The organism is Micromonospora sp. NPDC005206 (assembly GCF_040608175.1).
In the GTDB taxonomy this organism is placed as follows: domain Bacteria; phylum Actinomycetota; class Actinomycetes; order Mycobacteriales; family Micromonosporaceae; genus Micromonospora.
This window is the reverse complement of record NZ_JBEXHU010000001.1, coordinates 87,255-106,950: the sequence shown is the minus strand read 5'-3', so window position 1 is coordinate 106,950 and position 19,696 is coordinate 87,255. Positions and strand designations below refer to the sequence as shown.

The window sequence follows — 19,696 nt, the reverse complement described above, 5'->3', positions numbered from 1 at the left end:
GGAGGCAGGCGATGCAGGATCGCACCCCTCGTCCCGAGGAGCTGGAGCCGATCGAGCGCGCCGGCATCGACGAGCTGCGCGCCCTGCAACGCGAGCGGCTGCGCTGGTCGTTGCGGCACGCGTACGACAACGTGCCGCACTACCGTCGGGCGTTCGACGCGGCCGGGGTGCATCCCGACGACTGCCGCGACCTCGACGACCTGGCCCGTTTCCCGTTCACGGGCAAGGCGGAGCTGCGGGACAACTACCCGTTCGGCATGTTCGCCGTGCCCCGCGAGCGGGTCGCCCGGCTGCACGCCTCCTCCGGCACCACCGGCCGGCCGACTGTGGTCGGCTACACCCGCGACGACCTGCGGACCTGGGCCCGGCTGATGGCCCGGTCGATCCGCGCGTCCGGCGGCCGTCCGGGCGACCGCGTGCACGTTGCGTACGGCTACGGGCTGTTCACCGGCGGGCTCGGCGCGCACTACGGGGCCGAGGAGCTGGGCTGCACCGTCATCCCGGTCTCCGGCGGCATGACCGAACGCCAGGTCATGCTGATCCGCGACTTCGAACCCGAGGTCATCATGGTCACGCCCAGCTACATGCTGGCCATCGTGGACGAGATGCAGCGCCAGGGCCTCGACCCCCGGGCGACCTCGCTGCGGGTGGGCATCTTCGGCGCGGAACCGTGGACCGAGGACATGCGCCGGGAGATGGAGCACCGGCTGGACATCCACGCGGTCGACATCTACGGGCTCTCCGAGGTGATGGGCCCGGGTGTGGCCACCGAGTGCGTCGAGACCAAGGACGGGCTGCACCTCTGGGAGGACCACTTCTATCCGGAGATCATCGACCCGCTCACCGGCGCGGTGCTGCCCGACGGCGAGCAGGGCGAGCTGGTGCTCACCTCGCTGACCAAGGAGGCGATGCCGGTCGTCCGCTACCGGACCCGGGACCTGACCCGGCTGCTGCCCGGCACCGCCCGCCCGATGCGCCGGATCGAGAAGATCACCGGCCGGACGGACGACATGATGATCGTGCGCGGGGTGAACCTCTTCCCGACCCAGATCGAGGAGCTGATCCTGCGGACCCCGCAGCTGTCGCCGCACTTCCAGTGCGTACTCGACCGGCAGGGCCGGCTGGACACCCTGACGGTGCGGGTGGAGCGGCGGGCCGAGGTCGCCGTGGACGCCGCCGAGCGCGCCGGCGCGACCCTGGTGGAGCTGGTGAAGAACACCATCGGGGTGAGCGTGGCGGTCGAGGTGCTCGCCCCGGACGCGGTGGAGCGTTCGGTGGGCAAGATGCGGCGAATCGTCGACCAGCGGCGGGCCGGCTGACGTGGCGGAACAGCGCAACCCGGCGTACGACATGTTCGCCGCCGACGTGGCCTCGCGCGGTCTCGGCATCGAGCTGGTCGAGGCCGGCGACGGCGCGGCGGTGGCCCGGATGCGGGTGACCGAGGGGATGCTCAACGGTCATGCGATCGCCCACGGCGGCTTCGTCTTCCTGTTCGCCGACACCGCGTTCGCGCTGGCCTGCAACAGCCGGGGCCCGGTGACCGTCGCGGCTGGCGGTGAGATCACCTTCGTCCGGCCGGCGGGCGCCGGTGATCTGCTCACCGCCCGCGCCACCGAGCGCACCCGCTACGGCCGCAGCGGCATCTACGACGTCACCGTCACCCGGGACGACGGCGAGGTGGTCGCCGAGTTCCGGGGCCGCAGCCGGACACCGGCGTCGCCACCGTCGACATAGGATCCGCCCATGCGTGTCCTGGTGGTCTCCGCGCCGCTCGTCGGCCACGTCTTCCCGCTGGTGCCGCTCGCCGTCGCGCTGCGCGACGCCGGCCACGACGTGCTGCTGGCGACCGGTGGCGGCGGCCTGGCCGCCGCCGACGCCGGCCTGCCGGTACACGACATCGCGCCGGGCTTCGACTTCGGCCGGATCGCGCTGCGCGTGCTGCCGCGCCACCCGCTCGTCGCCCGCGCCGAGCTGGCCGGCACGGCCGGCACCCGGGGCGCCGGCCTGCTCTTCGGGGCGCTCAACGACCAGCTCACCGACCCGATCGTCGCGCTGGCCACCCGGTGGCGTCCGGATCTGGTGCTGCACGAGCCGTTCGCGGTGGCCGGCGCGGTGGCCGCCGCCCGGCTGGGCGTGCCGGCGGTCCGGCAGGAGAACGCCCTCTTCGACGGACGGGACCTGGTCCGCGCCACCACCGCCCGACTCGGCGCCGCGCTGCGCCGGCACGACCTGACCGAGCTGCCGCCGCCCGCCGCGGCCCTCGCCGTCGCCCCGCCCAGCGTGACCAGGCAGGACGGCTGGCCGATGCGGTACACGTCCTACGTCGGCGGCGGCGAGCTCCCGGCCTGGCTGCGGGAGCCGGGTGAGCGGCCCCGGATCCTGGTCACCCGCAGCACCCTCACCGGCCCCGGCGACCGGGGGCCGATGCCTGCCGTGGTCGCGGCCGCCGCCCGGGTGGACGCCGAAATCGTGCTGGTCCGGCCGGACCCGCGCTCGACCCGTGCGCTGCCCGGCAACGTCCGGGTGGTCGACTGGATCCCGCTCGACGAGGCGCTGCCGGCGAGCGCGGCGCTGGTCCACCACGGCGGGGCGGGCAGCGCGTTCGGCGCTCTCGCCGCCGGCCTGCCGCAGCTGGCCACCGTCGGTCCGGGGGACCGGCGGCACAATGCCGAGCTGGTGGCCCGTCGAGGCGCCGGCCTGGCACTACGCCCCCGCGACATCACCCCGCGGACGCTGACCCGGCTGCTCACCGACGACGGCCTGCGGGCCGCGGCCGGGCAGGTCGGCCGGGAGATCGCCGCGATGCCGCCGCCGTCCGAACTGGTGGCCCGGCTGGCCGCGCTGGTCTGACGGCCGCCCCGCGTGCCCACCTCGCACGCCCGCCCAGCTGGGGCAGGATGACCGGATGCGACACGTCGTGCTGTTCCACTCCGTGTACGGGCTGCGGCCCGCCGTGCGCGCCGCCGCGGACCGGCTGCGTGCCGCCGGGCACCGGGTCGTCACGCCCGACCTCTACGGCGTCCAGGCCACCGACACCGTCGAGGAGGGCTTCGCGCTGCTCGACAAGATCGGCCAGGAGGTGGTGCTCGACCGGGCCCGCGCGGCGCTGCGGGAGCTGCCGGCGGAGACCGTGCTCGCCGGCTTCTCGATGGGCGCCGGCGTGGCCGGGGCGCTGCTGGCCGAGCGCCCCGACACCGCCGGTCTGCTCCTGCTGCACGGCACCGGTGGCGCGCCGGAAGCCGCCCGCGCCGGGCTGCCGGTACAGCTGCACCTCGCCGACCCCGACCCGTACGACGCGCCGGACGAGGTCGACGAGTGGCAACGGGAGATGACCGACGTCGGCGCCGACCTGACGGTGTTCCGCTACCCGGGCGCGGGGCACCTGTTCACCGACCCGGACCTCGCCGAGTACGCCCCGGACGCCGCCGCGGCGACCTGGCCGCGGGTGCTGGCCTTCCTCGCCACGGCCTGAGCGTCGGACCCGTCGGCGCGGCGACCCAGCTGCGCACCTTCGTGGCCAGGGCACTCCCGCTGAGGCACCGTTGCCCAGGTCACCCCAGACGTCGACGGCTGCCGGCGCCGCCGGGCAGGCGGTGTGGCGGCCAGTGGGCGGGCGGCACGACGGTGGTCGTCGGCTGGATCGCGAGGCCTGGCGAGGGCCCTTGCGCAATCGTCGCCAGAACGGTCACGCGGACGCGGCAAGGCCGCCCAGCGGATGGATCAACGGCGGGCGGGGTACGGCGCGCGCCACGCCGGGCGCAGCACGGACGACGGTCAGCGCGCCGCGCCGGCGCGTGGGCCGCAGCCCGGACGACTCGGGTGCGGCGGGTGCCGCGCGGACCGGTGCCAGCGTCCGGCCCACCTCCGGGCTCCGGTCACCACGCGCGATGGAGCGCGGCGTCGGCGCGTTCGCCCGCCCCGCGCGGGCCGGGGCGAGGGCGGCGGCGGATCGGACCGGCGGCACGTCGCCCGCCGGGGCGGTCGTCCGGAACCGCCGCGCGGGCGCCGGACGGCCGACCCGGGGCGGCAGGGCCGTCGCCGGCGTGCCGGGATGCCGGCGCGGCCCCGCCGGGTGGGTTGCGGCGGCCGGCCGCGTCACGGTCAGTGCCGCGACGGCGGCGTCGAGGCGGTGGGTCCGGGATCGGGCGGCATCGAGGGGCACGATCTTGGCGCGGCCGGCGACCGGGCCGGCGGCATCCGTGCGGTGTGCGGCGGAGGTAGGGGTGTCCGTGTGGCGTGCGGCCGAGCCGGGGCTGTCCGCGCGCTGTGCGGGGGAAGCGGGACTGTCCGCGTGGTGGGCGGCGGAAGCAGGGGCGTCCGCGTGGCGTGCGGCGGAAGCAGGGGCGTCCGCGTGGCGTGCGGCGGAGGCGGCGCCGACCGCGGCGGGCCGGTCGGGGGCGGAGCCGGCGTTCTGCTCGATCGCGTCGGGGTAGGTGACGTCGGCATGAGCGCCGTCGGCCGCGCGGCGGGCGAAGACGGCCCGCAGCGCCCGGGGCAGCCGCTCGGCGGCGACCCGGCGCAGCGCGGGCGCGGCGAACGCGTACCCGCCGGCGCGGCGGGGGATCAGCGGCCCGGCGGCGACGAGCCCGCGCAGCGCCGGCGCGGACCGCCCCGGCGTCCAGCCGAGCGCCCGGTCCACCGCCGCGCCGGTGGCCACGCCGCCCAGGGTGGCAGCGGCCATCAGCACCGCCCGTCGCTCGCCGTCGAGCCGGTCCAGCTCCGCGCCGACCGCCCGGCGCACGTCGTCGGGCAGCGGGAGCGCAGCCGGGTCCGCGCCGTCGACGATGGAACGCACGTACGCCGTCGCGTGCCCGGGACGGCCGCCCACCACCGGCAGCAGCCGGTCGACAAGGGCCACCGGCTGCCCGGCCCGGGTCAGCAGGAGACGCAGCAGCCGGCCGCTCTGCACCGTGGCCAGCGGCCGGACCGCCACCCGGCGGGCCGCGCCGGGTCGGGTGTCGGCCCAGTGCGGCTGGTGCAGGGTGACCACGGCCAGCGGCAACCCGCGTGCCGTGGCGGCGGTGAACAGAGCGTGCAGGAACCGGCTCACCGCGGGTGCGGCCCGGTCCAGGTCGTCCACGGCGACGATCAGCGGCCGATGGGCGGCCAGGCGCAGCAGGGCGTCCCGGCAGGACGCGGCGCCGGCCAGCGCGGCCACCGAGCCGTCCGGGGCGGCCAGCAGCCGTTCCAGCGCCGGGACCGCCGCAGCGACCCGGGCCGGCGGGAGCAACGGTGTCAGGGTCGCCGTCAACCGGTCGCGGATCACCGCCGGGCCGTCACCGTGACGGATCCCGGTGAGCCCGCGGAGCAGGTCCGCGACCGGCGCGAGCACCTGGTCCGGGTACGGCTGGCAGGTCGCCACGCACCAGCGCACCGCCACCCCGTCCACCGTGGTCAGCGACGTGGTCAGCTCGTGCAGCAGCCGGCTACGACCGCTTCCGGTCGGACCGACCAGGGACACCCAGCGCGGGTTGTGCTCGCGGACCGCCCGGCTCAGCTGGTCCCGCACGGTCGCCAGCTCGCGACGGCGGCCGATCAGCGGGCCGTCGTGCGGGTCGGCACTCGGGCGTACGGGACCGACGGCGTGCCAGACCGGGCCCGGCGGCACCCGCCCGGCGACCGGCACCAGTGCCAGTTGGCGTTGGGCGATCAGGCCGGCGGTGGCCCGGGCGGTGGCCGCGCAGAGCGCGACGGCGCCGGGTGGCGCGTACTCCTGCAGGCGGGCCGCCGCGGTGATCACCGCGCCGCTGGCCACGCCGTGACCGCCGTTGACGGCGCTGCCCAGGTCGACCACCACCTCGCCGGTGGCCACGCCGACACGCACCCGCAGCGCGATGTCACCGATCACCGGGCGGCGGTCCAGCGCGGCCTGGATCTCCAGCCCGGCGCGGACCGCCCGGTACGCGTCGAAGCCGTCGGAGTGCCGCGCGCCGAACAGAGCCATCACCGCGTCGCCGACATACTTCTCGACCACCCCGTGCCAGCGGCGTAGCACACTGGCGACGGTGGCGAAGTAGGCCCGTTGCAGCGCTCGGACGTCTTCCGGGTCCAGCCGGTCGACCAGTGCGGTGGAGCCGACGATGTCGACGAAGAGGACGGTCACCGTGCGTCGCTCCTCCGGCACCGGCCAGTGCGGGGCGATGGTCCGCTGCGTGATGATGGTGGTCATGGGTATCGCACCGGCCCTTCTCCCGTTGCTGGCTGACGACCCTCGGAGATTGGCATTCCTGGGCTGACGGGGGATCGGCAGAACGACGTATGTCGGCCACCCGCAACCTTTAGTCGCAATGTCGACGCGAGGAGTACCACAAGCGGCAGATGGCCGTAGAACGTTACGGGGGCGTGTGATTAGGCTGCGTGCCATGGCCAGCGATGTGGACACCGCACCGCTCGTGGGCCGGGCCGAGCTGGTGCAGACGGTTCGGTCCGCGTTGCTCGGTGACGTCGCGCACGGGCAGACCGCCGCCGTCTTCCTGACCGGTGAGAGCGGTGTGGGCAAGACCCGGCTGCTCGGCGAGATCGGCGCCGGGTTGCGCGACCAGGGCGCGCTGGTGCTCACCGGCAGCTGCCTGGACATCGGCGACGCCTCCCCGCTGCACCCGTTGTTGCAGGCACTGCGGCGCTTCGACGCTGACCTGTCCACTTCGCACGCCCGCACGTCCTCGGCTGTGCGGGGGCTGTTGCAGATGTTCGCCGACGAGACCGCCGGCCCGGACGGCGCGGGCGCGCTGCTGGAACGGGTCTCCCGGGGGCTGCACCTGATCGCCGAGGGCCGTCCGCTGGTGCTGATCCTGGACGACCTCCAGTGGGTCGATCGGAGCACCCGTCAGCTGCTGCTCTACCTGCTGGCTGGGCTCGGCGACCTCCAGCTCTCGGTGCTCGCCGCGGTCCGCGCCGAGTCGTTGCAGGGTGCACACCCGTTGCGCCGGGTGCTCACCGAGCTGCGTCGACTGCGTACGGTGCGGGTGCTCGACCTGTCCCCGCTGGACCGCGCCGGCACCGAACGGCTCGCCGCCGCGGTGGTCGGCCGGGAGCTCACCGCCGACGCGGCCGAGCAGGTGTGGCAGCGCAGCGGCGGCAACCCGTTCGTCATCGAGGAGCTGGCCCGCGACCTGCGCGACGGCCGGGACGGGCTGTCCGAGACGCTGAGGGAGATCTTCCTCGCCCGGGTCGACGCGCTGCCCCAGCACGCGCACGCGGTGGTGCACGCGGTGGCCGCCGGCGTCGAGCCGGTGGAGCACTGGCTGCTGGCCCAGGTGCTCCGGCTGCCCGAGGAGGAGCTGATCGAGGCGGCCCGCGCCGCCGTGGCGCACCGGCTGCTGGTCGGCGCCGACGACGGCTACCGGCTGCGGCACCGCCTCGTCGCTGAGGTCCTGGCGCACGAGCTGCTGCCGGCCGAGCGTTCCGGGTTGCACCGTCGCTACGCCGAGGCGCTGACCGCCGCGCCGGCCGAGCTGCACCAGGCCCGGCTGGCGCACCACTGGCGGCTGGCCGGCGAGCCGGGCCGGGCGTTGCCGGCGGCGGTGGCCGCCGCGCAGGAGGCCGAGCGGCTGCACGGCTACGCCGAGGCGCACCGGCACTGGTCGGCGGCGTTGCAACTGGCCGGCGACCCCGGCACGCCGGGTGTGGACCGGGTCGAGTTGCTCGGGCACGCCGCCGAGGCGGCCCACCACTGTGGGGAGCACGCCCGGGCGCTGGCCCTGCTGGAGGAGCTGGCCGTGGTGCGGGGCGGCGAGCCGAGCTGCGCGCTGCACATCCGCCGGGCCCGCTACCTGGCCGCCGCCGGGCGCTCGGCGCTGGCCGAGGAGGAGTACCAGCGGGCGTTGGAAGCGGCCGACTGCTCCCCGGGTGAGCGGGCCACCGCCGCCGCGCACCTGGCCGAGCTGCTGCTGCACCTTGGTCGGTACGCGGACGCCGGCCGGCGGGCCCGGGAGGCGCTGGCGCTGGCCGCCACGGTGGAGGGATCCACCACCGAGGTGGTGCTGGCCAGCTCGGCGCTCGGCTTCAGCGACGCCTACCTGGAAGACCCGGACGCCGGGCTGGCGGTGATGCGCCAGGCGCTCGACACCGCCGAGCGCGCCGGCCGGCCGGAGGACGTGGCCTGCGCGTACCTGCACCTGGCCGAGCTGCTCACCGGTCCGCTGAACATCCTCGAGGAGGGGGTGGTGGTGGCCCGCCGGGGCGCCGAACGGGTGGCGGAACTGGGGCTGGGCCGCACCTGGGAGACCCGGCTGCTGGCCATCGCCACCAACGGGCTGTTCCGGGTGGGCCAGTGGGCCGAGGCCGAGAAGGTCGTCGCCGCCGCGCTCCGGCACCGCCCGTCCGGGGCGGACGCCGTCGAGCTGCTGCTGGCCCGGTGCCGGCTCTCGGTGGGCTACGGCGACATCGACGCCGCCGACCGGGACCTCGACGCGGTGGCCACCGTGCTCGCCGGCGGCGGGGCCCGGCACGTCATCCCCCTGCTCACCCTGCGCGCCGGGCTGGCGATGTGGGAGGGCCGGCACGACGTGGCGCGGCAGGCGGTGCAGCGCGGCCTGACCGAGAGCCGCTCGGACGACGTGACCATCCTCTCCGCGCTGGTCTGGCACGGCCTGCGCGCCGAGGCGGAGGCGCACGCCAGCCGCACGGTGGCGGTCGACCCGACGGCGGTGCGCCGGCTGCGGGAGGTCGCCGAGCGGGTGGCGCGCAAGAGCGCGTCCGCGGCCCGTCCGGTGCGATCGGTGGTGGACGGTTTCCTGGCGCTCTGCGCCGCCGAGGTGAGCCGACTCGACGGCAGCGACCCGGAGCTGTGGGCCAATTCGGTCGCCGAGTGGGAACGGCGCAACCACCCCTACCCGGCGGCGTACTCGCGGCTGCGGCAGGCCGAGGCGTTGCTGGCGCGGCGCAGTCGGGTGGCCACGGCCGCCAAGCTGCTGCGCGAGGCGTACCGGGTGGCGCAGGGGTTGGGCGCGGTGCCGCTGACCTCCGAGATCCGCGAGCTGGCCGGGCGGGCCCGGGTGTCGCTGGAGGAGCACGAGGCCACCGACCGTACGCGGGGCGCGGCCGCGGCCGAGCCGGTCGACGACGAGCTGGCGGCGCTCACCGCGCGGGAGCGGGAGGTGCTCGTCCTGGTCGCCGAGGGACTGACCAACAAGGAGATCGGGCAGCGGCTGTTCATCAGCGAGCGGACCATCGGCGTGCACGTGTCGCACATCTTCGACAAGCTCCAGGTCCGTAGCCGTGTCCAGGCCACCGCCATCCAGTTGCGCGGTCGGCGCGGCTGATCGACCGGTCGGTCAGTCGGCGCGCCTGTGCGCGCCGGGATACGTCGTTCTACTGATCCGGCGGTCGATGTCGGCTGAAAGGCTGAGCACCGTCGACGGCGGCACGGGGGTGCCGCGGACCACCATGGAGGAGAGATGACCGAACCGGTCTGGGGGCCCGTGCACCGGGATATCGTCGACCTGCTCGCCGACCATCCGGCGGACGTGCCGGCCGTTGTCGATCACCTCACCAAGCTCCAGGACCTGCTGGTGCGGCTGCCTCCGTTGGAGGAGAGCTGCCCGTTGGCCGACTTCAACAAGCTCTACCTGACCATCACCAGCAGCGTCCTGGACGGGCTGTACGACGACCGCTTCGTCGACCCGGTCTTCCTCTCCCGGCTGGACGTCGAGTTCGCGGCGCGGTATTTCGACGCGATGCGACTGTGGACCGACTCCAGCCCGGGCACCCCGAGGGCGTGGTCGTGCCTGTTCGAGCGGATGCGCGGGCCGGACGCCCGCCCGCTGCCGTCGGCTGCGGCCGGTGTGAACGCGCACATCAACTTCGATCTGCCGTTCGCCCTGGTCACCACGTTCGACCACCTGGAATCGGAGCCGGTCGACGGCAGCGACCAGCACCACGACTACCTCGAGATCAACAACATCTTCGCCGACAAGATCCCCGGCCTTCGTCGGGGTTACCTGGAGCGGTGGCAGTTGCTCATCGACATGCTCAACGGGGACATCGACGACTGGTACCAGGGGGAACTGGTCGAGTACACCCGCGATGTCGCCTGGCGCAACGCGCAGAAGATCTGGCGGTGCCGGCACGATCCGGACGCCCGCGAGTGTGAGCGCACGCGGTTGGACGACAACGCCGCGGCGCTCGGCCGGTTGCTGCTCTCGCCCCTGGGGGCGTTCCTGCAGTAGCCGGGACGGGGGGTCCCCGCGCTCCGCCCGATGGGGGGCGGCGGAGCGCGGGGACGCGTCCCGCCCCGCCAGCTCCACCCACCCCGCGACGCCGCCTGCGGAATGCGGTCGGCTCCGGGTGACAGCCGGCCGACCCCGGGGGGTGTCGACCGTCTGCCGTCGTCGGCCGGCCCGGGGGGTGTCGGCCGGCGGTGGGGGAGCTGGCGGGGAGGGGCCGCGTCGCCGGTGGCGGGAGATCCGTCCGGACGGGGGGTGTCGCCGAGCCTTTACGGGGTACGCCCGCGCCATGACCGTCCTGGCCCGGCGCCGGCCCGCCGCCCGACCCCGGCCCGCGCGGCCCGGCCCACTGAGGCCGGGTGGCCCGGTGCCGCGACCCACCGTCCGTCCCGGTGCGCCATGACCGGCCCCGCGACCCGGTTCCCGTTCCGCTTCGACCCGGTGTTCCGCCCGGCGTTGGCGCTGCTGGGCGTCCGGCCGGCGACGGCCTGGGTCACCGTCACCGACCGGGATCTTCTGATTCGGTACGGGCCGTGGCGGTTGTACACCGACCGGGCCAACGTGACCGGCGTCGAGGTGAGCGGCCCGTACCGCTGGTGGCGGGCGATCGGCCCGCACGTGTCGCTGGCAGACGGCGGTGTGAGCTTCGGCAGCAGTACCGCCGGCGGGGTCTGCCTCCGCTTCGGCGTACCGGTGCCGGCCATCGCGCCCGGGGGGTGGCCCCGGCATCCGGCGGCCACCGTGACCATCACCGATCCGCCCGCCCTGGCTCGGCTGCTCGCCGGCCCGGACCTGCCCTGAGCAGGCCACCGGCCTGCCCGGTTCCGCCGGTCCCGCCGCGCGGTACCGCCTACCGTCTGAGCAGGACCTGCGAGCGTGGGACGGGCGATGGCTGACGAGCACCGGGGGAAACCGCGACGCTGGAGCGGGCGCCGCCACCAGGCCACCGGCCCGGACCCGGCGCTGCGCGCGGCCCGCGACCCGGCCCGTCCGCACCGGGGCGGCCGGCAAGGTGTCGTGGTGCCCGAACGGGTGGCCAGCCCGGTCCGGCCGATGCCGCCGGCCAGCCCGCTGCGCCGGTGGCTCTTTCAGCACCAGGTGCAGCCGCCCGGCCCGGAGGCGATCGAGGGGCAGAGCCGGGCGCACGCCTGGTGGCAGGTGATGTGCCTGACCGGCGTGGACTACTTCTCGACCCTGTCGTACCTGCCGGGCATCGCGGCGGTGGCCGCCGGGGCGCTCTCGCCGCTGGCGACGCTGCTGATCGTCGCGCTCACCCTGCTCGGCATGCTCCCGATGTACCGGCGGGTCGCCCACGAGAGCCCGAACGGACAGGGTTCGGTGGCGATCCTGGAGCGGCTGCTGCCGTTCTGGCGGGGCAAGATCTTCGTGCTCGTGCTGCTCGGTTTCGTGGCCACCTCCTGGATCATCACGATCACCCTCTCCTCGGCCGACGCCACCGTGCACCTGCTGCAGAACCCGTACCTGCCGGAAGCCCTGCACGGCCGCTTCGTCCCGGTGGTGGTCACCGTGGCGCTGCTGCTCATCCTCGGCGGGGTCTTCCTGCTCGGCTTCCGCGAGGCGGTGGTGGTGGCCATCCCGCTGGTCGCGATCTTCCTGCTGCTCAACGCGGTGATCGTGCTGGTCGCGCTGACCCGGATCGTGGCCGACCCGGGCATCGTGTCGGACTGGACCACCGCGGTGACCGCGGACGGCGGCGGGCCGGGCGGCGTGCTGCTCACCGCCGCGTTGGCCTTCCCGCTGCTGGTGCTGGGGTTGTCCGGGTTCGAGACCGGGGTCAGCATGATGCCGCTGGTGGCGGCCCACGGGCCGGACCCGCAGGCCCGGCTGGCCGCGCGGATCCGCAACACCCGCCGGCTGCTCACCACCGCCGCGCTGATCATGTCGGTGTACCTGATCTCGACCACCTTCGTGACCACGGCGCTCATTCCGGCCGAGGAGTTCCGGCCGGGCGGCGCCGCGAACGGCCGTGCGCTGGCCTTCCTGGCGCACACCTACCTGGGTGAGCTCTTCGGCACCGTCTACGACGTGAGCAGCGTGCTCATCCTGTGGTTCGCCGGCGCCTCGGCGATGGCCGGCCTGATCAACATCGTGCCCCGCTACCTGCCCTCGTACGGCATGGCCCCGGAGTGGGCGCGGGCGGTGCGCCCGGTGGTGATCGTCTACACCCTGGTCAGCGTGGCCCTCACCATCGCCTTCCGGGCCGACGTCAACGCCCAGGCCGGAGCGTACGCCACCGGCATCCTGGCGATGATGGTCTCCGGCGCGGTGGCGGTGACCATCTCCGCGGTCCGCCGCCACCGGCGCACCGCCGCCGTCGGCTTCACCGTGCTGACCCTCGTGCTGCTGTACGCGCTGGTGGAGAACGTCATCGAGCAGCCGGACGGGATCACCATCTCGGCGCTGTTCATCCTGGGCATCATCGGGGTCTCGCTGGTCTCCCGGGTCACCCGGACCACTGAGCTGCGCGCCGAGCGGATCGAGTTCGACGAGCCGGCCCGCCGGTTCATCACCGAGTCGCTGGCCCACGACGGGCAGCTGCACCTGATCGCGAACAAGCGGCAGAGCGGCTCGGTGAAGGAGTACACCGTCAAGGAACGGGCGCAGCGCGGGATGAACCCGGTGCCCGGCGCCGCCGACGTGCTGTTCCTGGAGATCGACGTGGTCGACCCCTCGGAGTTCAGTCAGGTGTTGCGGGTGCACGGGGTCGAGGTGGGTGGCTTCCGGGTGCTGCGGGCCAGCAGTCCGGCCGCGCCCAACGCGATCGCCGCCATCCTGCTGGCCCTGCGTGACGCCACCCGGGTCCGGCCACATGCGCACTTCGAGTGGTCGGAGGGGAGCCCCATCGCGCACCTGCTGCGGTATCTGATCCTCGGCCGTGGGGACACCCCGCCGGTGGTACGGGAGATCATCCGGCGTACCGAGCCGGACCCGCTGCGCCGGCCCGGCATCCACGTCGGCGGGTGATCGAGGCGCGATCCGGCGAACTTTGAAGATGAATGGCGGCATTCTTCACGTTCACACCTGCCTGTCCGTATTGCGGCGTTATTGGGGCCTTTGGTGGTCGACGGCGCGTCGATCCCCCCGCGCCCGAATCGGCGCGCGGTCACGTTCACGCAGCCAGGAAGGCAGGCACCTTGATGTCCACATACCGAGGTGGAGATCGTTCGGCACGACCCAGACGGCGGTCCCGATGGTTCGTAGCCGGCGGGTTCCTGGCCGGGAGCCTGGTGGTGGGAGCGGCCGGCGTGGCCGGCGTCGCCGCCGCCGCCGACCGCGACATGTCCCTCCCGGGCCTGGGCCGGCTGACCGCGGCGTCCCGGGACGACGACCGGACCGCGCCGGAGCGCGAGGAGGGCCGCGACGGAGCTGAGCCCGCCCGTCCGGACACCCCGGGGACCGGCAAGGCCGGCGTGGTGTCGGTGCCCTGCGACGCGGCGAAGCTGGTGGCGGCGCTGGTGGCGGCCAACGCCGAGGGCGGCGCGGAGCTGCGGCTCGCGCCGAAGTGCCGGTACACCCTCACCGAGGCGTTCCACGAGACCGACCAGTACGACGGCGGAATCCGCGACGCGCGGGAGACGGCGGACGCCGCGGAGACCCCCGGCGACGCCGACGCGCCGCCGCACAACCCGGCCGACGACACCGCCGGCCCGCCGGTGATCTACCAACCCATCACCATCGACGGCGCCGGCGCCACCATCGCCCGCGACGCCCAGGCCGCGGCGTTCCGCTTCTTCACCGTCCGCGACGGCGGCGAGCTGACCCTGCGCGACGTGGAGCTGCACAACGGCCGCTCGGCCATCGAGGGCGGCAGCGTGCACGTCGTGCACGGCGCCACCGCCGTGGTGGAGCGGGTCACCGTCACGCAGAGCACGTCGCTGTCTCCCGAGGGCGGCGGCGGCGGGATCTTCAACGACGGCAACATGGTGGTCACCGACTGCACGTTCATCGGCAACAGCGCGTCCGGCGCCGCGGGCAAGGGCGGGGGCCTGCTCAACGGCGGTGTGCTGACGCTGAAGCGCTCCGAGTTCCACCGCAACAGCGCCAACGGCTACGGCGGTGGGCTCGGCAACTACCGGGGCGCGGCCGAGGTGGAGAGCACCACCTTCGCGCAGAACAGCGCCAGCCAGGGCGGCGGCCTGGCCAGCTTCTCGGCCCGGACCAAGGTCTCCGACACCGAGCTGCTGAACAACACCGCACAGATCGGCGGTGGCGCCGCGAACTCCGACGCGGTGCTGGTGATGCGAAGGATGACCATCCGCGGCAACACCGCCACCGTCAACGGCGGCGGCATCTCGACGGTGCAGGGCCTGCTGCCGCTCGACGACAGCGTCGTCGACGGCAACACCACCCACGGCATCGGCGTCGGCATCTACGCCGCCAAGTCGAATCTGCTGGTGCGCGGCAGCGACGTGACCGCCAACGAGGCGGTCGGCGCGACGTCCAAGGGCGGCGTCTACGCCACCCAGGGTTCGGTGGCGATCTACACCAGCAAGGTCACCCGGAACGCGGCCACGGTGAAGCCGGGCGGCATCTTCGGGGAGCACGCCCAGGTCAAGATCGACGACGAGAGCGTGGTCGTCGAGAACGAGCCGACCAACTGCAAGGGCAGCGCGGTACCGATCGCGCACTGCTTCCGCTGAGTCGGGACCGCGCGCACACCGTGCGCAGCCGGCCGCCCGGACGATCGTCGCGATCGTCCGGGCGGCCGGTGTCATCCGCTCACCGCGTGCAAACCAGCCTCCTAGGATGCGGTACGTGGTGTGCTCCGCCCGACGCGCGACGGGACAGCCGGGGGAGGACCGACCCCCACGGCCGCCCGGACAGCGAACGGCCCGCGCCCCAACGGGGCGCGGGCCGACGTCCAGTCCTACTTGGACGGCTCGGGCAACTCACAGTCGACCTTGGGGTTCGCGCCGATGTAGTTCAGGGGTCCGGCCACGATGGTGACCAGAATCGTGCCGGCTTCGGCGCAGTTGGTGTCGTCGCCGCCGTAGTAGCCCCGCTGGCCGGCGGCGATCGCGCCGATCAACAACCAGATCACGACGATGACTCCGAGTATCGAGGTGCCGCGCATCGCTGCCTCCTGAGGGAATGTGGTGGTTCGAGGTGCAGGCGTTGTACCCAATCGGGCCGAGCCGCTAACTGCCGGACGGATGACCCTGCGGATCGTCCGTCCGGCCGATACCGGCCGCCGTCGGTACAGCCCTGGCATCGGTCACCCGCACCGGGTAGGGCGAGCCGGCTATCGGATCGACGACGGACCGGCCGTCACACCGGTCCTCCGACGTAGAACTGCCTCACGGCCCCCGCCGAGGAGGACTCATGGACGCCCCGACACCGCCCCTGTACCTGGACCGCCCCGAGGACGTCGCGGTCGCTGCCCGCGCGCTCGCCGGCGGCGCGGTCGTCGCGGCGGCCTTCGCCAACTTCTACGTCATCGTGACCCGTCCGGACGCGGCCACCGTGCGCCGGGTCAACCTGGCCAAGGGCCGCCCTGTCCACCAGGTCGGCAGCATCACCACCGCGGTCGGCCGGATCCCGGCGATGTTCGACTGGTCCCGCATCTCACCCCGGTTGCCGGTCGGCCGGGTGCGGGCCCTGATGGACGCCCTCTACGGCGCCGGGCCGTTCGGCTTCCGTGGCCCGGCGGCGGACCGCCTGCCGGAACACCTCACCCAGCTCGACCAGGGGCTGCGCACCACCCAGGTCATCGCGCCCGGCCTGACCTGCCCGTCCAACGCCTTCTTCGAACGAGCGCTCGCGGAGACGGGGTCGGACCACCTCTACATCACCTCGGCGAACCGGTCCCGGTACCTCACCGGCGCGGCCGAGGAACCCGCGCACTGGAAGGCCGGCGGCCTCGCCGCCGATTTCGCCCACCTCGACGACCTGGTGGTGCTCGCCCACCGGGACGAGGCGGCGGCCCGTGCCGCCTACCCGGGGTACCTCACCACGTCGGTCACCCTGCTCTCCTTCCACGCCCCCGAGGGCGAACTGGAGGAACCGCCGGTGCTCACCGTGGACCGGCACGGCTCGCTGCACCTGGACGAGGTGCGCCGCGCCGCCGCGCCGCTCGGCCTCCAGGTGCGTCTGGGCGACGCCGCCAGGCAGCGGTTGCAGGTCCGGGGGTACGCCGGGGCGCTGGTGTGAGCAGCTACCGGATCGGCCTGGTGGTGCCCAGCTCGAACACCACCATGGAGACCGAGATCCCGGTGATGCTGCGCCGACGCGAGACCGTCGACCCGACGGTCCACTTCACCACCCACGCCAGCCGGGTACGGCTGCACCAGGTGACCCCCGACGAACTGGCCCGGATGAACCGCTCCGCGGTCCGGTGCGCCGCCGAGCTGGCCGACGCCCGCTGCGACGTGCTCGCGTACGCCTGCCTGGTGGCGGTGATGTGCGAGGGTCCCGGCGCGCACGAGCGTGCCGAGCAGCGGTTGGGTCGGGCGGCCGGCCGCGCCGGGCACGGCATGCCGGTGGTGACCAGTGCGGGCGCGCTGGTCGCCGGGCTGCGCGCGCTGGGTGCCCGCCGGGTGGCGTTGATCGCGCCGTATCTGCCCCCGCTGACCGCGACCGTCGCCGGCTACCTCGCCGGGCACGGTGTGCGGGTGACCGAGGCGGTGAGCCTCAGCGAGCCGGACAACGTCGCGGTGGGCCGCATCCCCACCCAGCAACTGGTGGAGCTGGCCGACCGGCTGGACGTGACCGACGTGGACGCGGTGGTCCTCTCCGCCTGTGTGCAGCTGCCGTCGCTGGCCGCGGTGCCGCAGGTCGAGGCCCGTCTCGTCCGCCCGGTGCTCACCGCGGCCACCGCCACCGTGCATCAACTGCTCACCGGCCTGGGCGTCGAGCCGTACGTGCCGGACGCGGGTCGGCTGCTGGCCGGGGCGGTGCCGCGCTGACCGGAACCCCACCATCCGACGACCGGGCCGCGCCGGCGGTACCGCCGAGCGGTCGGTTCAGTGCGGCGGGGCGGGGGCCTCCGGCGGCTTCCCACGGCTGCGCCGAAAATCCGCGTACGCCACGCCGGCCAGCACCAGCATGGCTCCCAGGGAGGCGAGGACCGGCGGCACGAACAGCGCCGCGGGTGCGATGGTCAGCAGCGCCAGCAGACCGCCCGGGCGGGACAGCGACACCCGGCTGAACACCTCGTACTCGAAGGAGGCCCGGCCGGCCAGGAACAGCGCCGGGCCGCCCAGGATCACCGCCAGCCAGGCCGGCGGCGTGCGCCCGGGCGGCTCGTGCAGCACCAGGTGGAACCCGGCGGCCGTCGTCACCACCCCGGCGACCATCAGCAGATGGGTGTACGGGGCGGTGAACAGGAACTTGCTCGGTTCCCTGGACGCCTGAATGGCCACCGGCAGCAGCTCGCCGGACTTGTGCACGTAGATCCGCCAGAGCAGCAGGGTGGTCAGGAACGCCACCGCGAAGGCCCCGATGTTCACCACCTCGGAGTGCGCCAGGCTGAACATGGTGCCGATGGTCAGGATGGCGTCGCCGAGGGCGATGATGAAGAACTGCTGGTAGCGCTCGGAGAGGTGCTCCGCCGTGACGTTGCGCTGCTGCTCCGGCACCACGCCGAGGCCGGGCACCGGGTACGCGAGCCGGAAACCGCCGTAGTCGATGGCGAGCGCGAGGGCCCAGCAGAGGATCCGGGCGTTGTCGCTGACGAACCCGCCGATGATCCAGGGGATCGCCGACACGGCGAACCACACGAAGATCCGCTCCGCCCGACGCTGGGTCTGCGGTTCGCGGCGCACGATGGGCATCAGGAACAGCCCCCGGCCGAGGTGGATCGCCACGTAGGTGACGGCGAAGACCAGCCCCCGGGCGCCGAACGCCTCCGGGATCGCGGTGGTCATCAGCAGCGCGCCGAACATCACCGCGGTGATCAGCAACTTGATCTCGTTGCGTTCCGGGTCGTACATGTCGGTGACCAGGGTCGTGATCGCCCAGGTCCACCAGACGGCGGACAGCAGGATCAGCGCCTCCGCGGCGCGCTGCCAGTCGAGGCCGATGACCATGGTCCGGGAGATGAGCGCGAGCGCCACCACGTACACCAGGTCGAAGAAGAGTTCGAGCAGCGTCACCCGGCGCGGGGCCTCCGGGTCGCGCATCGGGGGGCGGGACCCGGGCCCCGGCGCGGCGAAGTGCACGGGTTGCTCCTGCGGTGCCGTCGACGTGGCGGGCCGTCCGGCCCAACCTGACCGACGGTAGCGAGCAGCCGACGACGTCACCCGCCGATCGTCCGGTCTTCCCCCGACCGGGGCGATCGACTCGGTTTCCGCGAAGTCGGGGCGTCCCGGTCGCGGGGACAGGCCGGTTTTCTGGAAGCCGAGGAGGAATCAGGCCCCGGCGGGCCGTCCTGCGAGGACGGCCCGCCGGGGCCCGGTATCCGTGGTCAGCCCCGGGCGTCGCCCGGCAGCACGGCGGCCATCTCGTCACCGGCGCCGGCCAGCACCCGGGCCTGCTGCGGCCAACTGGCCAGGCCCGGCGCGGCCCGCAGGCCGGCGGCCCGGATCAGGTCGCGCAACGCCGGCTCGTCCAACTCGCCGAGCTGGCCGTAGGTGCGCACGCCGGCCGCCTGCAACGCGGCCGCCATCTTCGGCCCGACCCCCTGGATCCGGCGGAAGTCGTCGGCCGGGCCCTCCTGGTCGGTGTCGGCGCCGCTCGGCGCGGTGTCGGCCACCGGACGGACCGGCCGGGTGGCGGTGGCGGTCGGCCGGACCGGCGGCGTGGCCCGGACCGGCTCCGCGTCGACGTCGGCCGGCGCACCGGTCACCGGCGCCTCCGCCGACGTCGTGTCGACAGCCGTGACCTCGGTGTCCACGGCCTCGGCCGGCGTCGTGTCGGCGTGCGGCGCGTCGGTGGGTCGGACGTCGTCGTCCCCCGGCTGGCGGGGAGCGATCACCGTCGCCGGGGCGGGCTGCTCCTCGACCGCGACCGGCTCCGGCTCTGCGCTGGGCTCGGGCCGGAGGTCGTCCGCGTCGGCGGCAGGGCTGGCCGGTGGGGCGTCGGTCAGCGCCATGTCGGCCGGGTCGGTGGTGCTCGGGGCGTCGGCCGGGGTGGGACCGTCCGGCGTGGCGTCGGTGGTCACCGCGGCCGGCGCGCTGACCGTGTCCACCGGGGCCGGCTCGTCGGCGACCGCGGCCGGCGCCGGGTCGACGGTCGCCGCTGGCCGGGCCTCGTCGGTGGTGGCCGCCGGCGGCGGCGTGGTGACCACGGCCAGGCCGGCGACGGGGTCGCCGTCCACGATCGACGGACCCTGCCCGCTGGCCCGTACGCCCTGCCGGCCACGCAGCAACCGCCCGGCGGCCAGGCCCAGCAACAGCGCCAGTACCACTATCAGCGAGTGTCCGATAGACCACTCCACGGCGAACCTCCCTCTCACCTCGTCGGAAAAGTCACGAGAAAAACTCGCCGCAGCTTTGCACATGCGCTTTGACGACGACAGGGAGGCTCGGTCGGGGGCGGTACTGGTGGGACGGTCTCTGCGCCGGGTGCCC

Annotated in this window: 15 protein-coding genes; 11 read left to right on the top strand and 4 right to left on the bottom strand. The window is 74.4% G+C overall.

Annotated features, from left to right (window positions below; genetic code table 11):
- Window positions 1-11: 11 nt before the first annotated feature.
- The 4 genes from paaK to ABZU69_RS00475 are packed head-to-tail and all read left to right on the top strand — an operon-like array spanning window position 12 to window position 3,472.
- On the top strand, window positions 12-1,319 hold the full coding sequence (gene paaK, locus ABZU69_RS00490) for a phenylacetate--CoA ligase PaaK (RefSeq protein ID WP_354962263.1): 1,308 nt from the start codon (window positions 12-14) through the stop codon (window positions 1,317-1,319).
- Window positions 1,320-1,350: 31 nt separating this feature from the next.
- Window positions 1,351-1,734 (top strand): hydroxyphenylacetyl-CoA thioesterase PaaI, encoded by a 384-nt coding sequence (gene paaI, locus ABZU69_RS00485; RefSeq protein ID WP_354962581.1) that lies wholly within the window; start codon window positions 1,351-1,353, stop codon window positions 1,732-1,734.
- 9 nt (window positions 1,735-1,743) lie between these two features.
- Window positions 1,744-2,850, top strand: a complete 1,107-nt coding sequence (locus ABZU69_RS00480) for a nucleotide disphospho-sugar-binding domain-containing protein (RefSeq protein ID WP_354962261.1) — start codon at window positions 1,744-1,746, stop codon at window positions 2,848-2,850.
- A gap of 55 nt (window positions 2,851-2,905) precedes the next feature.
- The gene (locus ABZU69_RS00475; protein ID WP_354962260.1) at window positions 2,906-3,472 is read left to right on the top strand and encodes a dienelactone hydrolase family protein; all 567 of its coding nucleotides are present in this window, start codon (window positions 2,906-2,908) and stop codon (window positions 3,470-3,472) included.
- Window positions 3,473-3,685: 213 nt separating this feature from the next.
- On the opposite strand, the gene ABZU69_RS00470 is transcribed toward ABZU69_RS00475, so the two are convergent.
- A complete protein-coding gene (locus ABZU69_RS00470) occupies window positions 3,686-6,169 on the bottom strand; it encodes an AAA family ATPase (RefSeq protein ID WP_354962259.1) in 2,484 nt (827 codons plus the stop codon).
- Window positions 6,170-6,362: 193 nt separating this feature from the next.
- On the opposite strand from ABZU69_RS00470, the gene ABZU69_RS00465 reads away from it, so the two are divergent.
- The 5 genes from ABZU69_RS00465 (at window position 6,363) to ABZU69_RS00445 (ending at window position 14,827) form a co-directional block, all read left to right on the top strand.
- Window positions 6,363-9,263 (top strand): AAA family ATPase, encoded by a 2,901-nt coding sequence (locus ABZU69_RS00465; RefSeq protein WP_354962258.1) that lies wholly within the window; start codon window positions 6,363-6,365, stop codon window positions 9,261-9,263.
- A 135-nt stretch (window positions 9,264-9,398) separates the two neighbouring features.
- Window positions 9,399-10,169 carry a DUF5995 family protein gene (locus tag ABZU69_RS00460; RefSeq protein WP_354962257.1) on the top strand — a complete coding sequence of 257 codons (771 nt, stop codon included), beginning with the start codon at window positions 9,399-9,401 and terminating at the stop codon, window positions 10,167-10,169.
- Between the two features lie 396 nt (window positions 10,170-10,565).
- Window positions 10,566-10,967 carry a hypothetical protein gene (locus tag ABZU69_RS00455; RefSeq protein ID WP_354962256.1) on the top strand — a complete coding sequence of 134 codons (402 nt, stop codon included), beginning with the start codon at window positions 10,566-10,568 and terminating at the stop codon, window positions 10,965-10,967.
- A 252-nt stretch (window positions 10,968-11,219) separates the two neighbouring features.
- Complete coding sequence (locus ABZU69_RS00450; RefSeq protein WP_354962580.1) at window positions 11,220-13,151, top strand: amino acid transporter; 1,932 nt, start codon at window positions 11,220-11,222, stop codon at window positions 13,149-13,151.
- Window positions 13,152-13,324: 173 nt separating this feature from the next.
- The gene (locus ABZU69_RS00445; protein ID WP_354962255.1) at window positions 13,325-14,827 is read left to right on the top strand and encodes a hypothetical protein; all 1,503 of its coding nucleotides are present in this window, start codon (window positions 13,325-13,327) and stop codon (window positions 14,825-14,827) included.
- Between the two features lie 227 nt (window positions 14,828-15,054).
- Here ABZU69_RS00445 and ABZU69_RS00440 read toward each other — a convergent pair whose 3' ends face one another.
- Entirely contained in the window at window positions 15,055-15,261 is a 207-nt protein-coding gene (locus tag ABZU69_RS00440) for a hypothetical protein (RefSeq protein WP_354962254.1), read from the bottom strand.
- A gap of 248 nt (window positions 15,262-15,509) precedes the next feature.
- On the opposite strand from ABZU69_RS00440, the gene ABZU69_RS00435 reads away from it, so the two are divergent.
- Both ABZU69_RS00435 and ABZU69_RS00430 read left to right on the top strand, forming a co-directional pair.
- Window positions 15,510-16,337, top strand: coding sequence for a hypothetical protein (locus tag ABZU69_RS00435; RefSeq protein ID WP_354962253.1), 828 nt, complete (start codon window positions 15,510-15,512; stop codon window positions 16,335-16,337).
- Window positions 16,334-17,092, top strand: coding sequence for an Asp/Glu racemase (locus ABZU69_RS00430; RefSeq protein WP_354962252.1), 759 nt, complete (start codon window positions 16,334-16,336; stop codon window positions 17,090-17,092). The genes ABZU69_RS00435 and ABZU69_RS00430 overlap by 4 nt, the downstream gene beginning before the upstream one ends.
- A 57-nt stretch (window positions 17,093-17,149) precedes the next feature.
- On the opposite strand, the gene ABZU69_RS00425 is transcribed toward ABZU69_RS00430, so the two are convergent.
- Both ABZU69_RS00425 and ABZU69_RS00420 read right to left on the bottom strand, forming a co-directional pair.
- A complete protein-coding gene (locus tag ABZU69_RS00425) occupies window positions 17,150-18,346 on the bottom strand; it encodes a low temperature requirement protein A (protein WP_354962251.1) in 1,197 nt (398 codons plus the stop codon).
- A 245-nt stretch (window positions 18,347-18,591) separates the two neighbouring features.
- Complete coding sequence (locus ABZU69_RS00420) at window positions 18,592-19,563, bottom strand: hypothetical protein (RefSeq protein WP_354962250.1); 972 nt, start codon at window positions 19,561-19,563, stop codon at window positions 18,592-18,594.
- Between the last annotated feature and the right edge of the window lie 133 nt (window positions 19,564-19,696).

What these genes read in the sequence shown, in the direction of transcription:
- paaK (WP_354962263.1), top strand. Translation starts at nt 12, where the DNA reads ATGCAGGATCGCACCCCTCGTCCCGAGGAGCTGGAGCCGATCGAGCGC.
- paaI (WP_354962581.1), top strand. Translation starts at nt 1,351, where the DNA reads ATGTTCGCCGCCGACGTGGCCTCGCGCGGTCTCGGCATCGAGCTGGTC.
- ABZU69_RS00480 (WP_354962261.1), top strand. Translation starts at nt 1,744, where the DNA reads ATGCGTGTCCTGGTGGTCTCCGCGCCGCTCGTCGGCCACGTCTTCCCG.
- ABZU69_RS00475 (WP_354962260.1), top strand. Translation starts at nt 2,906, where the DNA reads ATGCGACACGTCGTGCTGTTCCACTCCGTGTACGGGCTGCGGCCCGCC.
- ABZU69_RS00470 (WP_354962259.1), bottom strand. Translation starts at nt 6,169, where the DNA reads ATGACCACCATCATCACGCAGCGGACCATCGCCCCGCACTGGCCGGTG.
- ABZU69_RS00465 (WP_354962258.1), top strand. Translation starts at nt 6,363, where the DNA reads ATGGCCAGCGATGTGGACACCGCACCGCTCGTGGGCCGGGCCGAGCTG.
- ABZU69_RS00460 (WP_354962257.1), top strand. Translation starts at nt 9,399, where the DNA reads ATGACCGAACCGGTCTGGGGGCCCGTGCACCGGGATATCGTCGACCTG.
- ABZU69_RS00455 (WP_354962256.1), top strand. Translation starts at nt 10,566, where the DNA reads ATGACCGGCCCCGCGACCCGGTTCCCGTTCCGCTTCGACCCGGTGTTC.
- ABZU69_RS00450 (WP_354962580.1), top strand. Translation starts at nt 11,220, where the DNA reads ATGCCGCCGGCCAGCCCGCTGCGCCGGTGGCTCTTTCAGCACCAGGTG.
- ABZU69_RS00445 (WP_354962255.1), top strand. Translation starts at nt 13,325, where the DNA reads ATGTCCACATACCGAGGTGGAGATCGTTCGGCACGACCCAGACGGCGG.
- ABZU69_RS00440 (WP_354962254.1), bottom strand. Translation starts at nt 15,261, where the DNA reads ATGCGCGGCACCTCGATACTCGGAGTCATCGTCGTGATCTGGTTGTTG.
- ABZU69_RS00435 (WP_354962253.1), top strand. Translation starts at nt 15,510, where the DNA reads ATGGACGCCCCGACACCGCCCCTGTACCTGGACCGCCCCGAGGACGTC.